The organism is Micromonospora sp. NBC_01739 (genome assembly GCF_035920385.1).
Classification (GTDB): domain Bacteria; phylum Actinomycetota; class Actinomycetes; order Mycobacteriales; family Micromonosporaceae; genus Micromonospora.
Map to the genome: position 1 here is coordinate 1,476,206 of NZ_CP109151.1, position 20,003 is coordinate 1,496,208.

Genomic DNA, 20,003 nt, shown 5'->3' on the forward strand with positions numbered 1-20,003 from the left:
CCGTGGTACTCACGAAAGTCAGGGTCCGGATGGGGATCGGCGTGCGAGCTGCCCTAGGTCAGCTCGCACGCCGGTGGTACGTGCCGGTCAGGCCGAGGCCGACGGCTCCAGCCGGGCTTCGATGGCCCGGGCCAGGTCCCGCAGTCGCGGGTTCTCGTAGACCGCCCGGATGGGCAGGGCCAGGCCCAGCTCCGCGCGGACCTGGGCGACCAGTTTGATCGCCAGCAGGGAGTGACCGCCGAGCTTGAAGAAGTTGTCCTCGGCGCTGATCGAGGGCTGCCGCAGCACCTGGGACCAGACCTGGGCGATGAGTTCCTCCACCCGGCCGGTCGGGGCGGACTCGGCGGGCACCTGCGGTGCGGCCCCCGGCGCGGGGGCCGGCAGGGCAGCGCGGTCCAGCTTGCCGCTGTTGGTCCTCGGGAAGTGCTCGACGCTGACGAACGCCCCCGGCACCATGTACCCGGGCAGGCTCCGCGCCGTCCACTCCCGCAGGGCCGCGGCCTCCACCGGCGCGGACTGCCGGTAGTAGGCGACGAGCAGTTGCCCGTCCTCCTCGCGAACCAGCACTGCCGTCTCGGCCACCGCCGGGTGGGCCCCCAGCACCGACTCGATCTCGCCCAGTTCCATCCGGTGGCCGCGTACCTTCACCTGGCTGTCGACCCGGCCGAGGAACTCCAGCCGGCCGTCGGGCAGTTGCCGGCAGCGGTCCCCGGTGCGGTACATCCGGGTGCCGTCATCGGAGTCGAGGTCGGCGACGAACCGTTCGGCGGTCAGGCCGGGGCGGCGACGGTAGCCGCGACCGACCCGCGAACCGGCCAGGTAGAGCTCCCCGGCCTCACCGGGGGCGACCGGGGTCAGGGTGTCGTCGAGCACCCGCAGCCGCAGGCCGGGCAGGACGGTGCCGATGTGCGGGGCCTGGTCCGAGGTGATCCGGCCGACGGTGGCGTCGACCGTGCACTCGGTCGGCCCGTACGCGTTGACCGCCCGCAGGATCCCGGCGTCGACCAGCTCACCGAGGCGACCCCACAGGGTCGGGCTGATCGGTTCGCCACCCACGATCAGGGTCAGCGGCCGGCCCTCGGCCCCGCGCGGGGAGGCGGCCAGGTGTTCCAGCAGCGTCTCCAGGTGCGAGGGGGTGATGTCCAGGTCGGTGAGGGGATGCCGCTCGACGAGGGCGCCCAGCAGGGCCGGGTCGGTGCGGGTCTGCTCGTCGAGCACCACCACGGTGTCGCCCCGGCACAGGCGGATCCACTGCTGCACGGAGGCGTCGAAGGAGGGCGAGGCGTTCCAGCCGACCGTGCCGGGACCGGGGCGTACCACCCCGGTGGACTCCAGTTCGGCCAGCAACGACGCGAGCGCGCCCCGGCTGATCTCGACGCCCTTGGGGCGGCCGGTGGAGCCGGAGGTGTAGATGACGTACGCCAGGGTGTCCGGGCCGACCGGCACGGGCCCGTACCCGGCGGCCGGAGCGTCCTCGTCGGTGGTCAGCGCCGCCAGGGACACCTGCGGGGTCTGCGCGGTGAGGGGCTCGGTGTCCCCGTCGACGATCAGCAGGTCGGCGCGGGCGTCGTCGACGAGGTAGCGGCGCCGGTCGACCGGCAGTTGCGGGTCGACCGGCAGGTACGCCGCGCCCGCCGTCAGGGTGCCGAGCAGGGCCGCCACCAGGTCGACCCCCCGGGGCAGGCAGAGGGCTACGACGCTCTCCGGACCGACCCCGCGGGCGGCCAACCGGCCGGCGACGAGACCTACCCGCTCCCGTAGCTGCCCGAAGGTGAGGCTGGTGTCGCCGCAGACGACGGCCACCCGGTCGGCCGGCACCCCGGCCAGCCGATCGAGCAGGTCCGGTGCCGCCGTGACGCTGGGTTCGGCCACCCGGTGGTTGATCAGCGCACTGGTCATCGTCGTCTCACTTCCCGTCCGACACGGTGGTGGACGGGGGAGTCTGCGGGGAACAGTCGGCCAGGGCGACCGGGTCACCCATCGCCACCAGGATCTTGCGGGCGCCGGAGAAGGCCTCCCGCCCGTGGGCGTTGAGGATGTTGTCGACCATCAGCAGGTCGCCGACCTGCCAGGTCTCGCGGACGGTCACCTGCTCGTACACCGAGGCGATCGTCTCGACCTCCTCCCGGGTCAGCGCCGAGCCGTCACCGACGTAGGTGTCGAACGGCAGCCCGTCGTCGCCGTAGGTGTCCAGCAGTACGTCGCGCACGTCCGCGTCGAGGGTCCACCGGTTCCAGAAGGCGTAGTGGTTGAACCAGGACTGCTCGCCGGTGACCGGGTGGGTGACGATCGCCGAGCGACGCTGCCGGGTGCGCAGCTCCTCCTCGTCGAGCCACTCGTAGCCGATCACGTTCTCGTCGCAGTAGGACTGCACGTCGGCCGGGTCGTCGCTGGCGAAACTGGTCTGCCAGGGCAGACCGGCCAGCTCGGAGTAGTTGCGCACCAGCAGCCAGCCGTGCGCGGCGAAGCGCTCCCGCAGGTCGGCGGGCATCAGGCGCAGCGCCTCGCGCATGTCGCCGACGGTCGTCGCGCCGCCCTCCTCGGGCGCGGTGACACACCCGAACAGCAGGGTGCCGGGGAAGTCGAGGGTGTAGCTGTTCTCGTTGTGCAGCCGGATCGGCTGGGCGGCGGGCAGGTCGGTGGAGGAGAAGACGCCCTGACCGAAGTCGGTACGCGGGGTGGCCTTCTCCCGGTAGCCGGTCTGCTGCGGCATCAGCACGTCGCGGACCCGGGCGAAGTCGGTGGTGTCCCCGACGGGCAGGCCACGGATCATCAGGCTGCCGCAGTGCAGCAGTTCGGCGCGGATCGCCGCGCGGTGCGCGGTGAGCCACCCGACGGCGTCGTCGAGGTCGTCGAACGACGGGGTGACGAGGATGGTCGGCTTGCCCGGTTCGTGACGTACGTCGAGGTGGGCTACAGGCGCTTGGGCGGTGAGAGACATCGAGATCCTCCTGAACGAGGTGGAGTGGGTCAGGCGAATTCCGGCCGGACGGCGCAGCCGTCGAGGACACCGGTGACCAGGGTGAGGAAGTCTTCGAGCTGGTCGTTGAAGTAGAAGTGGCCACCGGGCAGCACCTGGGTGGTGACCGGTCCATCGGTGATCTCGGCCCAGCGGCCGAGGGCCTCGGCCGGCACCACCGGGTCGGTGCTGCCGCCGAAGACGACCACCGGGCAGGTGAGCGGTGCCGCCGGCGGGCTGTGGTAGGCGTCGTCGATGGCGAAGTCGGCACGGATCGAGGGCAGCACCAGCTCCCGCAACTCCGGCTCGTCGAGGATGCCGTTCTCCGTACCGCCCCGTTCCTTGATCGCGGCGACCAGCGCGTCGTCGTCGAGGTCCTCCGGATGCACCGGGCTCGGGTTGACCAGGAACGGTGCCCGGCAGGCGGAGACGACCAGGGCGCGGGGCGGACGACCGGCCTCGGTCAGGGCCCGGGCCACCTCGTACGCGACCAGGGAACCCATGCTGTGCCCGAGCACGACCAGGTCGTCGGTGTCGGCGGGCAGGCTGGCCAGGACCGGGTCGACCAGGTCGGCCATCGTCTCGGGCAGCGGCTCACTGAACCGGGCACCCCGACCGGGGTACTGCCCGACGAGCAGGCGTACCCCCTCGGGCAGCAGGTCCCGCCAGGGTGCGTACGCGTGCGCGTTGCCACCGGAGTGCGGCAGCACCAGCAGCGACGTCTGGTGCGGGGCGTCCCCGGTGCCGCCGGGCAGCACCCAGACGACGTCGTCGGGGGCGGGCGACGGATGCCGGTCCGGCATCGCGCCGGCCGGGTCGAAGGGGGCATGGTCCACGGTGCGCTCCATTTCTGGACTGCTTCAGGGGCGGATGGGTCAGGTGCTCTGCGGGCCGGTCGGCAATGCCTTGCCCGCCTCGGTGCGTCGCCGCAGGGTCGGGCGGCTGCGGGCCGGTGCGGCCGAGGGCAGCTGCGCGGCGAGGGCGGCGATGGTGGGGGCCTGGAAGATGTCGCGGATGGTGAGTTGGGTGCCGAGGATCGCGCAGACGCGGGCGGCGAGTTTCGCGGCTAGCAGGCTGTGGCCGCCGAGGTCGAAGAAGTCGTCGTCGATGCTGACGGCGGGCACGCCGAGGATCTCCGCGTACACCCCGCAGAGGATCTCCTCGCGGGCGTCGCGGGCCGCCCGACCGGTCCCGGCGACGGCGGTGAACTCCGGCTCCGGCAGGGCCCGCCGGTCCAGCTTGCCGTTGGGGGTCAACGGCATCCGGTCCAGCGCGACCACGGCGGCGGGCACCATGTGCTCGGGCAGCCGCTCCCGCAGCCATGGTCGCAGTCCGCCCGGGTCGGCGTCGCCGACGACGTAGGCGATCAGTCGCATCGTCCCGGTCGGGTCGGGTCCGGCGACCACGGCGACCTGGGCAACCTGGTCGTGGCCGCGCAGCACCGACTCGATCTCGCCGGGCTCGACCCGGAAGCCCCGTACCTTCACCTGGCCGTCGAGGCGGCCGGCGAACTCCAGTTGCCCCTCGACCGTCCACCTGGCCAGGTCCCCGGTGCGGTAGAGCCGGTCGCCCGGGTCGCCGAAGGGGTCGGGCACGAACCGCTGCGCGGTCGTGCCGGACTGGTTGAGGTAGCCGTGGGCCAGGCCGATCCCCGCCAGGTACACCTCGCCGACCACACCGACCGGTGCCGGGCGCAGCCCGTCGTCCAGCACGTACGCCCGCTTGTTCGCCACCGCCCGACCCACCGGCAGGCTGCTCGCCTCGGCGAGGTCACCGGGCACGGGGTACACGGTGCTGAACCCCATCGACTCCGCCGGCCCGTAGGCGTTACCGACCCGCAGGTCCGGGTAGCGGGCCAGAATCCGGGCCACATGCCCGACCGAGGAGGTCTCCCCGCCGGTGAAGGCGTACCGGACCCCGTCGAAGGCCTGCGGATACTCGTCCACCAGCAGGTTGAACAGGCCGGAGGAGAGTTGCAGCATGGTGATGCCGTGCTCGCGTACGAGGGTGGCGATCAGGGCGGGTTCGGGGCGTTGCCCGGGTTGCAGCACACAGGTACCGCCGAAGAGCAGGGCTCCCCAGAACTCCAGCGAGAAGGCGTCCCAGGACACCGGTGAGCACTGGAGGAACACCTGATCCGGGCCGAAGTCGGTGTAGCGCTGACCGGCGAGGGTGCCGACCAGGGCGCGATGCGAGGTCAGGATGCCCTTCGGGGTACCGGTGGATCCGGAGGTGAACATCACGCACGCCACGTCGTCCGCGCCGACCGGGGCACCGGGGTCGGTGGCCGGCCGGGCGGCGATCAGTGCGGCGTCGGTGTCCACCCGCACCACCGGCGCGTCGGTGGTGATCCGAGCGGCCAGCGCGGCGCGGCTGACCAGCGCGGTGGCGCCGGTCTCGGCGACCGTCCGGTGCAGCCGCTCGTCCGGGAACTCCGGGTCCAGCACGGCGTACGCCGCACCGGTCTTCACGACCGCGACGACCGCTACCGCGAACTCCATGCCCCGGTCCAGCAGGATCCCGACCACGTCGCCACGACGCACCCCGGCCGCGCTCAGGTGCCGGGCCAACCGGTTCGCCGCCGCATCCAGCTCGTGGTAGGTCAGGGCGGAGGTTTCGTGACGCAGCGCCACCGCGCGCGGGTCGGCCGCCACCTGGGCGGCGAACCGGGCGGCCAGCGAGTCGTCGTCGACCTCGACGGCGGTGGTGTTCCAGTCGTGCAGCACGGCCGACCGCTCCACCGGATCAAGGGCGTCGACCTCCTCGACCGGGCGGGACGGATCGGCGAGCACCTGCCGCAGGGTGCGTTCCAGGGCGGCGAGCAGCCGTTCGACCGTTGCCTCGTCGAAGATGGCCGTGCGGTAGATCAGGCCGCCGCCGATGCCGTCGGCGCCCTCGTCGCGCAGCAGGAACTCCAGGTCGAACTTGGCCGCGCCGGTGACGACGACATTGCCGCGCTCACCGCGCAGACCGGGCAGGTTCAGCTCGGCGTCGGTGGCGTCGTCGAAGCCGAGGCAGATCTGGAACAGCGGGTGCCGGGCCAGTGTGCGTACCGGGTTGAGCTCCTCCAGCAGCAGGTCGAACGGAAGCTCCTGGTGGGCGAAGGCGTCCAGGTCGGCACCGCGTACCCGCACCAGCAGGTCGGCGAAGGAGGGGTTGCCGGAGGTGTCGGTACGCAACACGACCGTGTTGACGAAGAAGCCGACCAGTGGGGCCAGGGCTTCGTCGGAGCGGCCGGCGACCGGGGTGCCGATGGCGATGTCGGTGCCGGCACCGTAGCGGCGCAGGGTCAGGGCCAGTGCGGCCTGAAGCACCATGAAGGCGGTGCAGCGCTGCTCCCGCGCCACCTCGCGGACCCGACGCGCCAGGGCAGGGTCGATCCGTACCGGCACGGCCCCGCCGTGGTGGTCGGCGACCGCCGGCCGGGGCCGGTCCAGGGGCAGCAGGGTCTCCTCGGGCAGCCCGGCGAGGGCCTGACGCCAGAAGCGCAGATCGGTGTGGTGGGTGCTGTCCGGGTCGTCGCGGTCGCCGAGCACGGCCCGTTGCCAGAGCGCGTAGTCGGCGTACTGCACCGGCAGGGGGGTCCAGTCGGGGGCCTGGCCGTGGCATCGGGCGGCGTACGCGGTGGCCAGATCATCGAGCAGGGGACGCAGCGACTGACCGTCGGTGGCGATGTGGTGCAGCAGGATCAGCAGCACGTACCCGTCGTCGCCGCGCTCGAAGAGGGTGACCCGCAGCGGCGGTTCGGCGGCCAGGTCGAAGACGTGTCCGGCGGCGGCGGTGAGCTGCCGCTCGAACTCGTCCGAGGCCACCGCGCGCCGGGTCACGACCACCGGCGCCGATGCCAGGATCCGCTGGTACGGCTGGCCGTCGACCGCGGTGATGACCGTCCGCAGCACCTGGTGCCGGTCGACCAGGTCGCCGACCGCCGCGGTGAGGGCGTCGACATCGAGGGCCCCGCGCAGGTGGAAGGCCATCGGCACGTTGTACGTGGTGCCGGGCCCCTCCAACGAGTCGATGAGCCAGAGGCGGCGCTGGGCGTACGACAGCGGCGGCTGGTCGCCGTGTGCCGTGGCGACGAGGGCGGGTCGGGTGCGGGCCGTACCGGTGGCGGGCAGGCCGGCGGTGAGGGCGGCGACCGTGGGGGACTGGAAGATCTCGCGGATGCTCAACTCCACGCCGAGTACGGCCCGCGCCCGAGCGGCTAGCCGGGCGGCGAGCAGCGAGTGCCCGCCCAGGTCGAAGAAGCTGTCGTCCACCCCGACCTCGGTGATTCCGAGGACTTCGGCGTAGAGGCCGCACAGGATCTCCTCCCGGGCGTCCCGGGGGGCCCGCCGGGAGGTCGTCGGGAGGGCACCGAAGTCCGGCTCCGGCAGGGCCCGCCGGTCGACCTTGCCGTTGGCGGTCAACGGGATCCGGTCCAGCAGCACCACGGCACCGGGCACCATGTGTTCCGGCAGCCGCTGGCGCAACCACCCCGTCAGGGCGGCTCCGTCGACACCGGTGGTCCTCGCCACCACGTACCCGACCAGGCGCAGGGTGCCGTTGCCGTCCGGCGAGGCCAGCACCACGGCCTGCGCGACGTCGGCGTGACCCAGCAGGGCCGCCTCGACCTCGCCGGGTTCCACCCGGAAGCCGCGTACCTTCACCTGGCCGTCGATCCGGCCGACGAACTCCAACTGTCCGTCGGTCGACCAGCGGGCCAGGTCGCCCGTGCGGTACAGCCGTTGCCCGTCGCCCCCGAAGGGGTCCGCGACGAACCGGTGTGCGGTCAGCGCCGGCTGGTTGAGGTAGCCGTCGGCCAGCCCGACCCCGGCCAGGTAGATCTCGCCCGCGACACCGGGCGGCACCGGTCGCAGGTGACTGTCCAGCACGTACGCCCGCTTGTTGGTCACCGCCCGGCCCACCGGGACACCCACGCCGGTGAAGTCCGCCGGCACATCGAAGGTCGTGGTGAAGCCCATCGACTCCGCAGGCCCGTAGGCGTTGGCCACCCTCAGGCGCGGGTGGCGGGCCGACACCCGGGCGACATGCGGTCCGGAGGAGGGCTCACCTCCGGTGAAGGCCACCCGGACCCCGGCGAAGACCTCGGGATACTCGTCGACCAGGACGTTGAACAGACCGGAGGACAGCTGGAGCATGGAGACCCCGTGCTGCGGCACCAGGGCGGCGATCACAGCGGGGTCGGGTCGCTGCCCGGGATGCAGGACGCACACCCCGCCGAACAGCAGGGCCCCCCAGAACTCCAAGGAGAAGGCGTCCCACGACACCGGTGAGCACTGCAGGAACACCTCGCCGGGGCCGAAGGTCGCGTACCGCTGACCCTGCACGGTGCCCACCAGGGCCCGGTGCGGCGCCAACACCCCCTTGGGGGTGCCGGTCGACCCGGAGGTGAACATCACGCACGCCACGTCGCCCGGGTCGATGTGCGGCTGCGGATCGAGGGTGCCGCGAGCGGCGATGGTCGCGGCATCGGTGTCCACCCGGACCATCGGGCAGGCCACGTCGACCCGGGACGCCAACGCCTCGCGGGTCACCAACGCCGAGGCGTCCGTCTCCCGCAGGACCAGGGCCAGCCGCTCGTCGGGAAAATCCGGATCCAGGATCGAATAGGCCGCACCGGTGCGGGTCACCGCGATCACCGCGACCGCGAAGTCGATGTCGCGCTCCAGCAGCACCCCGACCACGTCACCCCGGCGGACCCCCATCGACCGCAGATGGTCTGCCAGCCGCCCGGACCGCTGTGCCAGTTCCCCGTAGGACAGGACGTCCTCGCCGCAGACCAGGGCCGGCTCCTGCGGGCACGCCGCCGCCTGCGCGGTGAACAGGTCCGCCAACGACCGGTCCGCCACCGGTACGGCGGTGGTGTTCCACTCCCGCAGCACCAGATCGCGTTCCGCCGCGTCCAGGGCCTCGATCTCGGCGACCGTGATGCCGGGGCGGGCGGTCATGTTCGCCAGGACCCGGTGGAAGGTGCGCTGGTACGCGTCGAGGTCCAGGGTCTGGATGAACGCGGTGTCGGTACTGACCTCGATCCGCAGACCGCCCTCGGGATGGTGGGTGACGGTCAACCCCACGTCCTCCATGGTGCCGCCGGTGGACAGGTGGTGGTAGCGGGTCGGCAGGCCCGCGAAGTCGTCATGCTCGTCCCCGACCACAAAGTTGATCACGGGTCCGAAGTGACGCCCCTGATCAGCGGGCCAGTTCAGGTCGCGTCGCAGGTCATCGGCGGAGTATCGCTGGTGCCACTGGGCGCGCAGGGCCTGCTTGGCGACCCGGGCCGCCAGGTGCTCCGCGGACCGCGTCGGGTCGACCCGGTGGTAGAACGGGAGGATGTTCGCCATCATCCCGGGGGTGACGGTCGACCGGGGGTCCAACCGTCCCGGCAGCGGCAGGCCGAGCAGCACATCGTCGTCACCGGTCCACATCCGCCGGTGCAGCACCGCGGCGGTGATGAGGGCCTGAGGCCAGGTGGTGCCGGCCCGCTGCGCGAACTGGCGGAGGCGGGCGAATCCCGGCTCGTCCAGCCGAGTCACCTGCCGGGTGACCCGGTTGGCGGGTTTACCTGCCGGGGTGGGTGGCGCGTGCGCCACGTCGGCCATCAACGTGCGCCAGTAGGCGGCGTCACGCTGCTGGGCCCGGGAGCCGATGTAGTGGTCCTGGCTGTCGAGCACGGCGGTGAACGAGCCCAGCGGTGCACCGGTCGCACCACCCTCGGTCACCAGCCCGGTGTACAGCTCGGCGGCCCGCCGCCGGATGATCGTCGCGCTGTAGCCGTCCTGGATGAGGTGGTGCGCCCGCAGATACCACAGGAAGTGCTCCGGGCCGAGCCGGTAGATCTCGTGCAGGAACAGGCGGTCGTGCTCCAGGTCGAGGGGGCGGTTGAGGTCCTCGTGCATGTGCCGCAGCGCCACGGCCCATGGATCGGGCTCGGCGCTCAGGTCCACCAGCCGGGGGGTGAAATCCGGTACCGGTCCGACCTGCTGCCTCGGTGCGCCGTCGACCTCGGTGAAGCGCAGCCGCAACGTCTCGTCCTCGCGGACCATCGCGCACAACACGGCAATCAGTGCCTGCGGGTCGAGCCGGCCCTGGATCTCCAGGTAGCCGCCCATGTTGTGGACCGGATTGCTCGGATCGATCCGTTGGGCGTACCAGACGCCCAGCTGCGCCGCGTTGAGCGGTCGCGAGCCGGTGGACGGATCGGACATGGTGGAACCCCCATCTGGACGCGCTGCGCGGAAACGGACGGACGACCCGGCGACCGTCCACCGCGACCGCCTTCGATGTGTGCGAAACGCGCGGTGGGTCACCGAGGGAACTGCGGCCTGCGGTGGACGGTGCCGGGAAACCAGGTCACACCGTCTTCTGTTCCACGAGATCGAGGATGTCCTGGATGCTCTGCATGGAGGCGAGTTCGTTGTCGCTGAACTCGACGTCGAACACCTTCTCGACCTTGACGAGGATGTCGACGAAGGTCAGGGAGTCGATGCCGAGGTCCTGGCTGAACCGCAGGTCCGGGCCGATGGTGACGGTGAGCTCCGGTGCCTCCTCCAGGACGATCTCGCTGACCTTCTCCAGGGTGTTGGGCATGATCTGCTCCTTCTCGGGCAACTGTGGGGGAGTGCCTACTCAGGTGTTCGGTGGTACGACCGACCTCGGTGCGTCGGTCCTTGAGTGACGGTCGGCTCAGCGGACCGTCTGCGTCGGAGCCAAGGTCAGCTCCGGCCAGGTGAGGCCGGCCGCTGCCCAGGTGGCGCCGCCGCCGAACGCCGCTAGCAGCACCTTGTCGCCGGCGTTCAGCGCGCCGGAGTCCACGGCGTCGACCATGGCCAGCGGGATGGAGGCGGCGGAGGTGTTCGCCACCTTGTCGACGTTGATCACTGCGCGCTCGGCGGGGATCCCGATCTCCTTGGCGGTGGCGGCGAGGATGCGCTGATTGGCCTGGTGGGCGATGAGCCAGTCGACGTCGTCGGGGGTCCAGCCCATCCGCTGCAGCACCGACCGGGAGACCGTGCTCATCTTGTTGATCGCATGCTTGTAGACGGCCCGGCCGGACATGGTGAAGTAGCTGTTGGCGACGTCGACGGGGACCCCCGCGGCGCGTTGGCGTGAACCACCGGCCGGCGTCTTCATGATGTCCAGCAGGTCACCGTCGCTGCCGAGCTGCTGCACGGAGACACTGCCCGTCTCGCCGAGGTGGCCGGCCCGCACGACCACGGCGCCACCACCGTCACCGAAGATCGGCCCGGTGATCTCGTCGTCGTGGTTGAGGATCGACGAGATCGCGTCGGCGCCGATGACCAGACCCGTGCGGTACGCCCCGGTGGCGAGCATCCCGGTGCTGACCGACAGCGCGTAGACGAACCCGGAGCAGGCGGCGTTGAGGTCGAAGGCGGCGATCCCCTTGAACCCAAGCCGGCTGGCCACCGACGGCGCGGTCGACGGGAACAGGTGGTCCGGGGTGCAGGTGGCCAGGATCAGGAAGTCGATGTCCGGGTTGCCGCAGGAGTCGAGGGCCCGTCGGCCCGCCTCCACGGCCAGATCCGAGGTGGCCTGACCCGGCTCCAGGATGAACCGTTGCTCGATTCCCGTGCGGTCGCGGATCCAGTCCGTGGTGACGCCGAGCCGGTCGGCTATCTCCTCGTTCTTGACCACCTGATCCGGTACATACGCACCGAGTCCGGCGATGACGGCCGTCCTGGTGGTGCTCTCGTACTCGACATTCGCCGACAAGGTCACCCCTCCTCTTCTGTCGTCCGGTGAGCCAGCCGGCTACCGGCGGCCACGCCCTGCTGGGTCGTGTTGCCAGTGAACCCGCGGTCGGCGCTTCCGAGCGGCAGTTGTCCCGGCACCCTCGCAGCAGCTACATCACCGTCCTCGTGCGACCGCAGCGCCCGTGTCCCCGGCGTTCCGGTCGGCGACTCCCCGCGGCTGGTCGCCGGGAAAGGAGGTGATAGCGCCGAGATAGCCGCGGAGATAAGGCCAGGATTCCGCCCGTCGTTAGCTTCATTTCAACGCCACAGGGAAACACCGAAAAAGGAGCCGACAATGGGCCGCACCGTCAAGCTTTTCGCTCTCGCCGCCACGACCGCAGCCCTCGTCCTCTTCGGTGCCTCGATGGCGCAGGCCGACACCACGACCCCGGCCTCCTCTCCGGTCGTCACCTCGTCCCCGTCGCCCACCACCAGCACCGCCGGCAACAACCCCTGGGACTGATCCCCGGCGCCCCGCACCGGATCACCCCACCCCCACCCCCACCCCCTGACCGACCCCGTCGTCACCCACAGTCGAGGAGTAAGAACAATGACGAGCTCGCTGGGCCTGCGGCCCGTTACCGGCTGGTCCGGAAACAAGGACTACTTCACCTTCCGGGAATACGACAGGTTCGACCCGGAAGCCGTCCTCGACGTCCTGGACGGCAAGGTCGCCGGGGTGATGTTCCGTGGCATGGTCCCGCCGGAGGTCGCCGAGAACATCTCCCAGCGCTTCTGGAACAGCCCCGACCGTAAGGTCCGCGGCGTCGAGGCGCCCGGCTACTACATCGGGGCGTACACCTGGAACAAGCCCACCAAGCAGTACCTGGACGAGGCCGAGGAGGCCAACCCGATCCTGCGTGACCTGCTGGACGTGCCGAACGACCCGATGAAGCAGTTCTACGCCGGGCTCGGTGCCTCCCTGGCCAGGCGCGGGGCCGTCGTCCGGCCCGCCGAACACGAGGGACGCAGCGCGGCGATCGCCCTGTTCCGCTCCTGGCACGGCCGGGGAGCCTTCGCCCTGGAGCCGCACGACGACGACTCGCAGTGCTCCGACCCGCAGATGGCCGACTTCGAGCGCAACAAGGTGTTCGGCAACCCGATCGCCGCGCTGAACATCTGCCTGGAGAACGAGGGCGGCGGGGGTCGGCTCGTCTACTGGAACATTCAGCCGGACCTGGAGAGCAAGCGCCGCCTCGGCGTGGAGTACACCGGTTCGCCGTACCCGGCCGAGTGCCTGGTCGATGTCGAGTCCAAGTGGATCGACGTGCACGCCGGTGACGTGTACGTGTTCAACGGCGCCCACGTCCACGCGGTCGAACCGAACACCACCGAGCGGCAGACCCGCACCACCCTGGCCGCGATGATGGCGTACGCGGACCCGCAGAACGTGGTCACCTGGAGCTGACCCGAGAGCCGGTTCCCACTGTCCAGAACGGTCGTCGAAGAGGTGAGGAAGACGATGTCGGCTGTCCACGACCCCCGAACCGGTGAGGTGGTCGGTCACATCCCACTCCTCACCTCGCACGACGTACCCGAGATCGCGCACCGCGCGACAGCGGCGCTGCCCGGGTGGTCCGCCGTCCCGGTGGACACCCGGTGCGCCATCCTGACGGAGTTGGCCCGACTGATCGCAGCGCGCCCCGCCCACCTGGGGACGCGGTTCGCCCTGGAGACCGGCAAGACCCTGGCCCAGGCCGAAGCCGAGCTGGACCGGGCGGCGGCGACCTTCGGGTGGACCGCCGCCGCGGCCACCGAAGCGACCGCCGGACGCACGATCTCAGGCGGCGACGGACTGCACCGACAGGTCCTGGTCGACCCGGTCGGCCCCGTCCTGGCCATCCTGGCCAGCAACTTCCCCGCGGTCATCCTCGCCCGCAAGCTGGCTCCCGCCCTGGCGATGGGCTGCACCGTCGTGGTGAAGGCACCGGAGACGACCCCCTCGGTGGTACGCGAGATCGCCGACCTGGCCGCCAAGGCCGGCCTGCCGGCCGACGTCCTGCAGGTGGTCTTCACCGACCCGGTCGGCTCGGCGGCCCTGGTGGCCCGACCCGAGTTCCCACTCATCACCTTCACCGGCTCCCACCGCACCGGCCAGTTGGTCGCCGCCGAGGCGGCCGGGCGACTGGCGGACTGCGTCCTGGAACTGGGCGGCCACGCTCCCGCCATCCTCCTCGACGACGCCGACCTGGCCACCGCCGTACCCGCCCTGGTCTCCTCGAAGTTCAGCTCCGCCGGGCAGAGCTGCGCGGCACCGAGCCGGTTCCTGGTCCACGAGCGGATCCACGCCGAGTTCGTCGACCGGTTCAGCGCGGCGGTCCCCGACCTGGACCACCGGCCCGGCGGCACGATGGGTCCCCTGCACACCGAGGCCCGCCGGGACGAGGTACACACCCTGGTGCGCGACGCCGTCGAGCGGGGCGCCACCGTGATCACCGGCGGTCGGGTGCCACCCGGACCGGGCTGGTACTACCCGGCCACCGTCCTGACCGACGTCCCGGCTGAGTCCCGGCTGCTCCACGAGGAACCCTTCGGCCCGATCGCACCGGTCCTCAGTTTCACCGACGAGGATCAGGCGGTGGCGACGGCCAACGGAACCCCCTTCGGCCTGGGTGCCTTCGTCTTCGGCGACCAGGCGCGGGCCACCGCCCTGGCGCGACGACTGAACGTCGGCCGGGTGTCGGTCAACTGCGCCACCGGCGCCGACCCGATGTCACCCCTGTCCGGGCGGGGCCTCAGCGGGTACGGCTACGAGGGCGGCCTGGAAGGACTGGCCGCCTTCGGCCGACTAAAGGTGATCCAGCAGCCCTTGTGACCAGCGCCGCAGACCACCCACGGCCGTCCCCGGTCATCCCGGCCGGACACACGGGCGGGCGACCGGGTAGCTCGGGCTCTGCGCCGTGCGGCCGTCCACCGCCGTCGCCCGCACCGACCAGGTCAGCGCCGACGCGCGCAACTGTCCGACGGTCCCCTGCGCGACCGATCCGTCCACCGTCAGGGCCCGGACCGACGTCCTGCCCCCGTCGGGTGTCCAGCTGACCTCGGCGCCGCGCAGCGCGGCACTGCCGGTGGCCTGCACCACGAGGCTGTACGTGTCCGAGCCGCACCGTACGTGAGCGGTGACGGAGACCGTGAACGGCGCGGCGATCTGCGTTGCGGCCGTCGGCCGGGGCGCGGTCGGAGGTCTGGTCGGTGCCACGGTCGGCGCCGGTGCGACGCCACCGGGCGCGGTCTCGGGCGCATCGGTCCGGGTGGCCTCGGCGTCGTCCGACGGCACGATCCGGTTCCCAGCCCTCGGATCGGCGGCGGCGGTCGGTGGCGGATCGGCGGCCGGCGTCTCGGCTTCCGCAGCGGACGGCGGCGCGGAGGCGGATGCCACCTTGCCGGTCGGTGATTCGAGCGTCCGGGACGCCGGTTTGCCGGCTCCGTCCCGTACGGTGGTCCCGCGTTCCGACAGCAGCGCCCAGGTGCCGAACGCGGTGAGAAGGGCCAGCAGGGCGGTCGCCCCGGCCAGCCGCCGACGGCGCCGGTCGCGCTTCGCCGACGAGGTCGGCCGTACCGCGTGCGCAGCGCCATGCGGCACCGCAGCCCCGTCCGACGCTACGGCACCGCCGCCTGCCGTCGTGGGCCCCTCGCCCTTACGACCCGCCGGCCCGGATGGTTCGTCGGCTACCGACGCCCGCTCGGTTGCCGGGCCACCGTCTTGCGACCCGGATGGTTCGTCGACCACCAGCGCCGGATCGGCCGTCGGGCCGGCCGTGACCGCACCCGCCGGATCGGTCGGGACAGCGGTCCCGTAGACCTCTGCCAGTCTCGGCCACACCGTGTCGGTGACAACCAGGAAGGCCGGTGCCGTGTACGCCGACAGCAGGGCGGCCGGGTTGAGGTGTTCCCGCCGGAGCAGGCCACACACCGCGCAGCTCTCGATGTGCCGCGAGACCCGTTTGCGCAGGGTCGGGGTGAGCCGACCCTGCCAGCCGTCGATCAGGCCGGCGAGAGTCGGGCAGTCCCGGGCTCCGGTGCGAGCCACCAGCAGCGCCCCCAGCGCTCGTTCGAGTTGCGAGCGGGCCCGCGACAAGCGGGCGTGCGCATGGTTGGCGGGCACCCCGAGAGCCGCGCCGATGTCGGCGGTCGACAGGTTGTGGCGGATGGCCAGGTGGACCACTTCCCGGTCGCCGGGGTTCAGTGCGGCGACCGCGGTGTGCACCAGCGCGCGTACCTGCTCGGCGTTCACGCCCGTGGCCGGGTCGTCGGCGTCGACCACCGGCTCATCGGCTTCGTCCAGCGGCAGGGAGCGGGACCGCTCCCGGAGCTGCCGGAGACATTCGTTGCGCACGATCGCGTAAAGCCAGGAGCGTAGCCGGTCGGACTTCCGGAGCTGGTCGATGCGTTGGCCGGCGGTGAGGAACGCGTCGTGGACGGCGTCTGCGGCGGCCTCCGGGTCGCGCACCATCGTTCGGGCGTACGTGTACAGCCGGTCGGCGTACCGCCGGTACATGCCCTCCAGCCCGGCCCGCTCACCGCGGCGCATCGCCTCGACCAGTGCGGTGTCCTCGCACGCCGCCGTGTCCAACCGTGTCTCCCGCTGCTCGTCAACGGGTCAATTAGAACCGCAGAGCTTTTCTCTTCGAACTTTCTGTTGGCATCCCGACCCGACGGCGCTCCTACCGATGTCAATCGCAGCCGAACAGCCTCACGTGAGGAAGACATCATGCGAAAAGGATCGAACCGGAACCCGTGGTCGCGTCGGACGTCCGTCGTCGGCGGAGCCGCGCTGAGCGCGCTCGTACTCGGCCAACTGGCCCTCACCGTACCGGCGGCGGCGATCCCCGGCCTGAGCATCAAGACGACGACCGGTCCCAGCAACAGTGTCGCGAAGTCGCAGAGCGCGACCTGCCCGGCCGGCACCAAGGTCATCGGCGGTGGCGGCGCGATCACCGGTTCCGGCCTCGGGCAGGTCGGCATGGACATCATGCGGCCGCTGATCGGCGGGGACGCGTACTCGGTGACCGGCCGTGAGGACGAGAACGGCGTCGCCGGCAACTGGGCGGTCACGGCGAGCGCGGTGTGCGCCACGCCGCCCGCGGGCCTGGTGACTGTCTCCGGCAGCTCGACGCCCAGCTTCGGCACCTCGAACTGGTTCGAGAAGTCCTGCCCGGAGGGCAAGCACGCCATCGGCGTCGGTGGCGCGGTCGTCGGGGCGTCGAACAGCGAAGTCGTCCTCGAGGATCTGCGCATCCACCAGAAGAGCGTCGTGGTGGCGGGTGCCGAGGACGGCACCGGCTTCACCGACACCTGGTGGCTGGACGCCACCGCGATCTGCGCCGACCCGCTGCCCGGCGAGCAGCGTGTGATCAACGACAGTGTCTACAGTTCCGAATCCGTCCGGTCGGTCACCGCCACCTGCCCGACGGGCACGCGCGTGCACGGGGTGGGCGGCGAGATCCTCGGCGGCGATGGCCAGGTGCGCCTGACCGAGATGCGGGCCACGACCTCGACCGTCGTCACCGTCCGTGCCATGGAGGACGAGGACGGCTTCAGCAGCAACTGGAAGGTTCGCGCGTACGCCGTCTGCGCGAACTGACCCTCCGGTACCCCCTGGTCCCGTGCCGGCTTGCCCGGCGCGGGACCGGCAGGTCGCCGGGCTTCCGCTCGGTGAACGACGGCTGCGCCGCACTGGGCAGTGTCGGCCTGGGCCGGGACACACCACCGAGGCCACCGTGCAGGACCGCTGCTTCACCCTGCCCGATCCGGCCCCAACGACCATCTGCGGGTATGGCCTGTCGGGAGTCCGGCTACCGGGTGCTGCGCTGCGCTGTCACGGCGTTGCGGCATCGACCGGGTGAGTCTTCACCACGTCGGTGCCGCGGAGCTTCGTCAGCACAGCGTCGAAGGCGAGCCCGGCAACGAACCCGACTGGCACGACGAAGTATCCGAGACGAGCGGCGCTGTCTCCCTGAAGCAGATTCGGGTTGGTGGTGAGCTGCGCCGCGAGAAAGAGGACAGCGGACAGCCCACCAGCGGCAGCGCCGGACACCGCAGCGCGCAGCCACTCGCCGACCTCGTCGAAGACGTTGCGGATCAGCGCCCCGGACACCGCCGCGCACAGCGGTCCGAAGACGAGCAGACTCACCGCCACCCAGGTGCCGGGCTGCCACGCCGTGGCCGCAGGCAGCGTGGCGAGACCCGCCGCCAGGAAGATCAACGCGGACAACAGGCTCCATGCGCGACGGCGCGTCTCGGCGGTTGTCTGACGCTGCATCTGTCTCTGCTCGCTCAAGCGCCGTTCGTGCTGCCGTAGCAGTGACGCGACGACGACTTCTGCTGAGCCAGAACGCCACCTGGACACCATCGCCGACAAGTCTTGCTCAGACGCGGCGTCCGGCTCACCGTGCATACGTTGCCACGCCTTTTCGGCAGCACCCCCGAACGTGCCGATCGGCGCGACTGCGACTCGTCGGGACAGCGCAATGAGCCCGGCGATGAACGTCGACCGTCCTCCGCCGATGAGCAGAACCGCATCGACGTGCAGCAGTGCACGGTAGAACGAGACCTCCCAGTCGGATGTGGGCTCGGGTCGCGCGTCGAAGAGTTCGGGGTTGGATCGCGCTTCGGGAAAATCTATGGGATCAGCCCGATACGGACCGCGCACCTCGATGGCTCCCGGCCTCGCCTGGCCGGACTCGGCGTAACCGCGCACTACGGCGGACTCGACGAAGCCGTCGTCGCTGCTGAAGACCACCAGCCGGCATCCATGCTGTGCCAGCTCCCGCCCGATTTCCTCGGCGGCGCGGGCGGCGACCGCCACGTCACGCAGCGGTGGATCGTAGGAGCGCCCTGTCGCCAGGCTGCCCACTGCAGCCACCGTCGGCGCGCTCATGCCACCTCCCGCGCGATGCCGGCAACGATCTTGGTCGGAGACATCCGAGTGGCGCGACGGTATTCCAGCTGGCTGAACAGATCCACGCCCGAGTCGGCGAGCAGCACCGGAAAGACCCGCATTCGACCGCTGAGAGCGGCATCCATCATCCGTCGCCCTTCTTCCATGCAGTAAGAGCTCGCGACATAGTTCGGCGACAGCAGGGGCACTCCGATCGCGGCCGTCGCCAAGCTGGCCAGCATGTGGTCGAGCCATCGTGCGCCGTGCGGTATCGCGGCCGGCTTCCGGTAGTCGAAGACTTCCTGGAAAGCGTTACCGAGCTCGGCGCCGATTCGATCGGCGTACTCGTGATCTTCCTTCGCGTAGCTGAGGAACACGAGGTGGTTCAGCTTGGCAGCCGATCGAAAATAATCCTGGGCGTCGATCCGATTGTCGATCAGACTTGGCTCACCTGTGATCTGCCCGATCCGTTCCTCTAAGGCAACTTGGAGAAGTTCCGGCTCGCTCCACCGAATAAGGTCCTTTGTGTAGTGTGAGGCGAGTTCGCCGTAGACCAGTTCTTCGGTTGCGACGTCCGGTGGTCCATCCATCGGCCCAATCCGCAGGACAGGTATCCCATGGCCCCGCAGGAACGCCACTGCGGCCGCGGCCGACGGTTGGCTCATGTCGGCCAGTACCCAGTCGCACCTCTGGAGCTGCGCGGTGAAGCCACCGTCGAGGGCAATAGGCCAGGGCAGGACTTCCACCGCATAGTTGAACGCCTCGACGGCGGCTGCGGCAGCGTCTCGCGCGCCGCCCGTTGGCGGTACAAGCAATCCGACCGCGGCGGCGTCGCGCGCCGGGAGCTTCTGGGTGTGGTTGCCGATCGATCGGCAGAACATGGCGAACTCGTTGCGAAGATGCCGCCGTGCCGTCTCCATGCCTTGGCTGAGGATCTCCTGCGCCGAGTAGCGGAGGCTGACGGCGCCCGGCGGCCCCTGCAGTCTGTTGCCGAACCGGCGGTCGATGAACAGGATCGACGGCTTGCGGTAGCGCATCGCCATGTCGAGCTCGAGCTTGAAGTACCGGGTGGCCCGCACCAGATCTGCGGCCGGCAGATGCTCAAACGGATCGTCGCTCAGCGAGTAGATGCCAGCGAAGACCTCGACGTCGCGGATCATGCGTTCCAAGCGGGTCGTGCTCGTGGCCTTCAGCCCTCGGTCGACCTCGAACTGAACATCGGCGACCTGGTCAATCAGGTCGAAGAACTGCAGGTTCACCGCAGGCGACCGGTAGCGGTGGCTGAGGAAAACCTTGACGTTAAGCCGGTCACTGGGAACGGTCACCTGCTGACGATTGCAAGCACCTGCGTGGCCGTCAAGAACCACAGGTACCGACTCGGATGCCCCAGCCGCTTGTCCTCGTCCTGTCC

The 20,003-nt window shown here is 70.8% G+C and carries 13 protein-coding genes; 4 read left to right on the top strand and 9 right to left on the bottom strand.

Annotation, left to right across the window (positions count from 1 at the left end; all coding sequences use genetic code 11):
* Window positions 1-87: 87 nt before the first annotated feature.
* The 6 genes from OIE53_RS06610 to OIE53_RS06635 all read right to left on the bottom strand — a co-directional run bounded on the left by OIE53_RS06610 (window position 88) and on the right by OIE53_RS06635 (window position 11,698).
* Window positions 88-1,899: a non-ribosomal peptide synthetase gene (locus OIE53_RS06610; RefSeq protein ID WP_327025679.1), complete on the bottom strand. Its 1,812-nt coding sequence runs from the start codon at window positions 1,897-1,899 to the stop codon at window positions 88-90.
* A 7-nt stretch (window positions 1,900-1,906) separates the two neighbouring features.
* Window positions 1,907-2,941, bottom strand: coding sequence for a TauD/TfdA family dioxygenase (locus OIE53_RS06615; RefSeq protein WP_327025680.1), 1,035 nt, complete (start codon window positions 2,939-2,941; stop codon window positions 1,907-1,909).
* A gap of 29 nt (window positions 2,942-2,970) precedes the next feature.
* On the bottom strand, window positions 2,971-3,807 hold the full coding sequence (locus OIE53_RS06620) for a thioesterase II family protein (RefSeq protein ID WP_327025681.1): 837 nt from the start codon (window positions 3,805-3,807) through the stop codon (window positions 2,971-2,973).
* Window positions 3,808-3,834: 27 nt separating this feature from the next.
* Complete coding sequence (locus OIE53_RS06625) at window positions 3,835-10,167, bottom strand: non-ribosomal peptide synthetase (RefSeq protein WP_327025682.1); 6,333 nt, start codon at window positions 10,165-10,167, stop codon at window positions 3,835-3,837.
* A gap of 145 nt (window positions 10,168-10,312) precedes the next feature.
* A complete protein-coding gene (locus OIE53_RS06630) occupies window positions 10,313-10,549 on the bottom strand; it encodes an acyl carrier protein (protein WP_327025683.1) in 237 nt (78 codons plus the stop codon).
* A 96-nt stretch (window positions 10,550-10,645) separates the two neighbouring features.
* Complete coding sequence (locus OIE53_RS06635; protein WP_327025684.1) at window positions 10,646-11,698, bottom strand: beta-ketoacyl-ACP synthase III; 1,053 nt, start codon at window positions 11,696-11,698, stop codon at window positions 10,646-10,648.
* A gap of 309 nt (window positions 11,699-12,007) precedes the next feature.
* Here OIE53_RS06635 and OIE53_RS06640 point away from each other — a divergent pair, with 309 nt between their 5' ends.
* The 3 genes from OIE53_RS06640 to OIE53_RS06650 all read left to right on the top strand — a co-directional run bounded on the left by OIE53_RS06640 (window position 12,008) and on the right by OIE53_RS06650 (window position 14,527).
* Entirely contained in the window at window positions 12,008-12,175 is a 168-nt protein-coding gene (locus OIE53_RS06640) for a hypothetical protein (RefSeq protein WP_327025685.1), read from the top strand.
* Window positions 12,176-12,262: 87 nt separating this feature from the next.
* The gene (locus tag OIE53_RS06645) at window positions 12,263-13,120 is read left to right on the top strand and encodes a 2OG-Fe(II)-dependent halogenase WelO5 family protein (protein WP_327025686.1); all 858 of its coding nucleotides are present in this window, start codon (window positions 12,263-12,265) and stop codon (window positions 13,118-13,120) included.
* Window positions 13,121-13,174: 54 nt separating this feature from the next.
* Complete coding sequence (locus tag OIE53_RS06650; RefSeq protein ID WP_327025687.1) at window positions 13,175-14,527, top strand: aldehyde dehydrogenase family protein; 1,353 nt, start codon at window positions 13,175-13,177, stop codon at window positions 14,525-14,527.
* Between the two features lie 33 nt (window positions 14,528-14,560).
* Here OIE53_RS06650 and OIE53_RS06655 read toward each other — a convergent pair whose 3' ends face one another.
* Window positions 14,561-16,285 (bottom strand): RNA polymerase sigma factor, encoded by a 1,725-nt coding sequence (locus OIE53_RS06655; protein ID WP_327025688.1) that lies wholly within the window; start codon window positions 16,283-16,285, stop codon window positions 14,561-14,563.
* A gap of 66 nt (window positions 16,286-16,351) precedes the next feature.
* Between OIE53_RS06655 and OIE53_RS06660 the strand changes: the two genes are divergently transcribed.
* Window positions 16,352-17,296 (top strand): hypothetical protein, encoded by a 945-nt coding sequence (locus OIE53_RS06660; RefSeq protein ID WP_327025689.1) that lies wholly within the window; start codon window positions 16,352-16,354, stop codon window positions 17,294-17,296.
* A gap of 234 nt (window positions 17,297-17,530) precedes the next feature.
* On the opposite strand, the gene OIE53_RS06665 is transcribed toward OIE53_RS06660, so the two are convergent.
* Window positions 17,531-18,592: a hypothetical protein gene (locus tag OIE53_RS06665; RefSeq protein ID WP_327025690.1), complete on the bottom strand. Its 1,062-nt coding sequence runs from the start codon at window positions 18,590-18,592 to the stop codon at window positions 17,531-17,533.
* Window positions 18,589-19,917, bottom strand: a complete 1,329-nt coding sequence (locus OIE53_RS06670; protein ID WP_327025691.1) for a toll/interleukin-1 receptor domain-containing protein — start codon at window positions 19,915-19,917, stop codon at window positions 18,589-18,591. Before OIE53_RS06670 ends, OIE53_RS06665 begins: the two co-directional genes overlap by 4 nt.
* Window positions 19,918-20,003: the final 86 nt, after the last annotated feature.

Excerpts from the sequence above, each read along its gene's own strand:
- OIE53_RS06610 (WP_327025679.1), bottom strand. The coding sequence starts at position 1,899 with ATGACCAGTGCGCTGATCAACCACCGGGTGGCCGAACCCAGCGTCACG.
- OIE53_RS06615 (WP_327025680.1), bottom strand. The coding sequence starts at position 2,941 with ATGTCTCTCACCGCCCAAGCGCCTGTAGCCCACCTCGACGTACGTCAC.
- OIE53_RS06620 (WP_327025681.1), bottom strand. The coding sequence starts at position 3,807 with ATGGAGCGCACCGTGGACCATGCCCCCTTCGACCCGGCCGGCGCGATG.
- OIE53_RS06625 (WP_327025682.1), bottom strand. The coding sequence starts at position 10,167 with ATGTCCGATCCGTCCACCGGCTCGCGACCGCTCAACGCGGCGCAGCTG.
- OIE53_RS06630 (WP_327025683.1), bottom strand. The coding sequence starts at position 10,549 with ATGCCCAACACCCTGGAGAAGGTCAGCGAGATCGTCCTGGAGGAGGCA.
- OIE53_RS06640 (WP_327025685.1), top strand. The coding sequence starts at position 12,008 with ATGGGCCGCACCGTCAAGCTTTTCGCTCTCGCCGCCACGACCGCAGCC.
- OIE53_RS06645 (WP_327025686.1), top strand. The coding sequence starts at position 12,263 with ATGACGAGCTCGCTGGGCCTGCGGCCCGTTACCGGCTGGTCCGGAAAC.
- OIE53_RS06650 (WP_327025687.1), top strand. The coding sequence starts at position 13,175 with ATGTCGGCTGTCCACGACCCCCGAACCGGTGAGGTGGTCGGTCACATC.
- OIE53_RS06665 (WP_327025690.1), bottom strand. The coding sequence starts at position 18,592 with ATGAGCGCGCCGACGGTGGCTGCAGTGGGCAGCCTGGCGACAGGGCGC.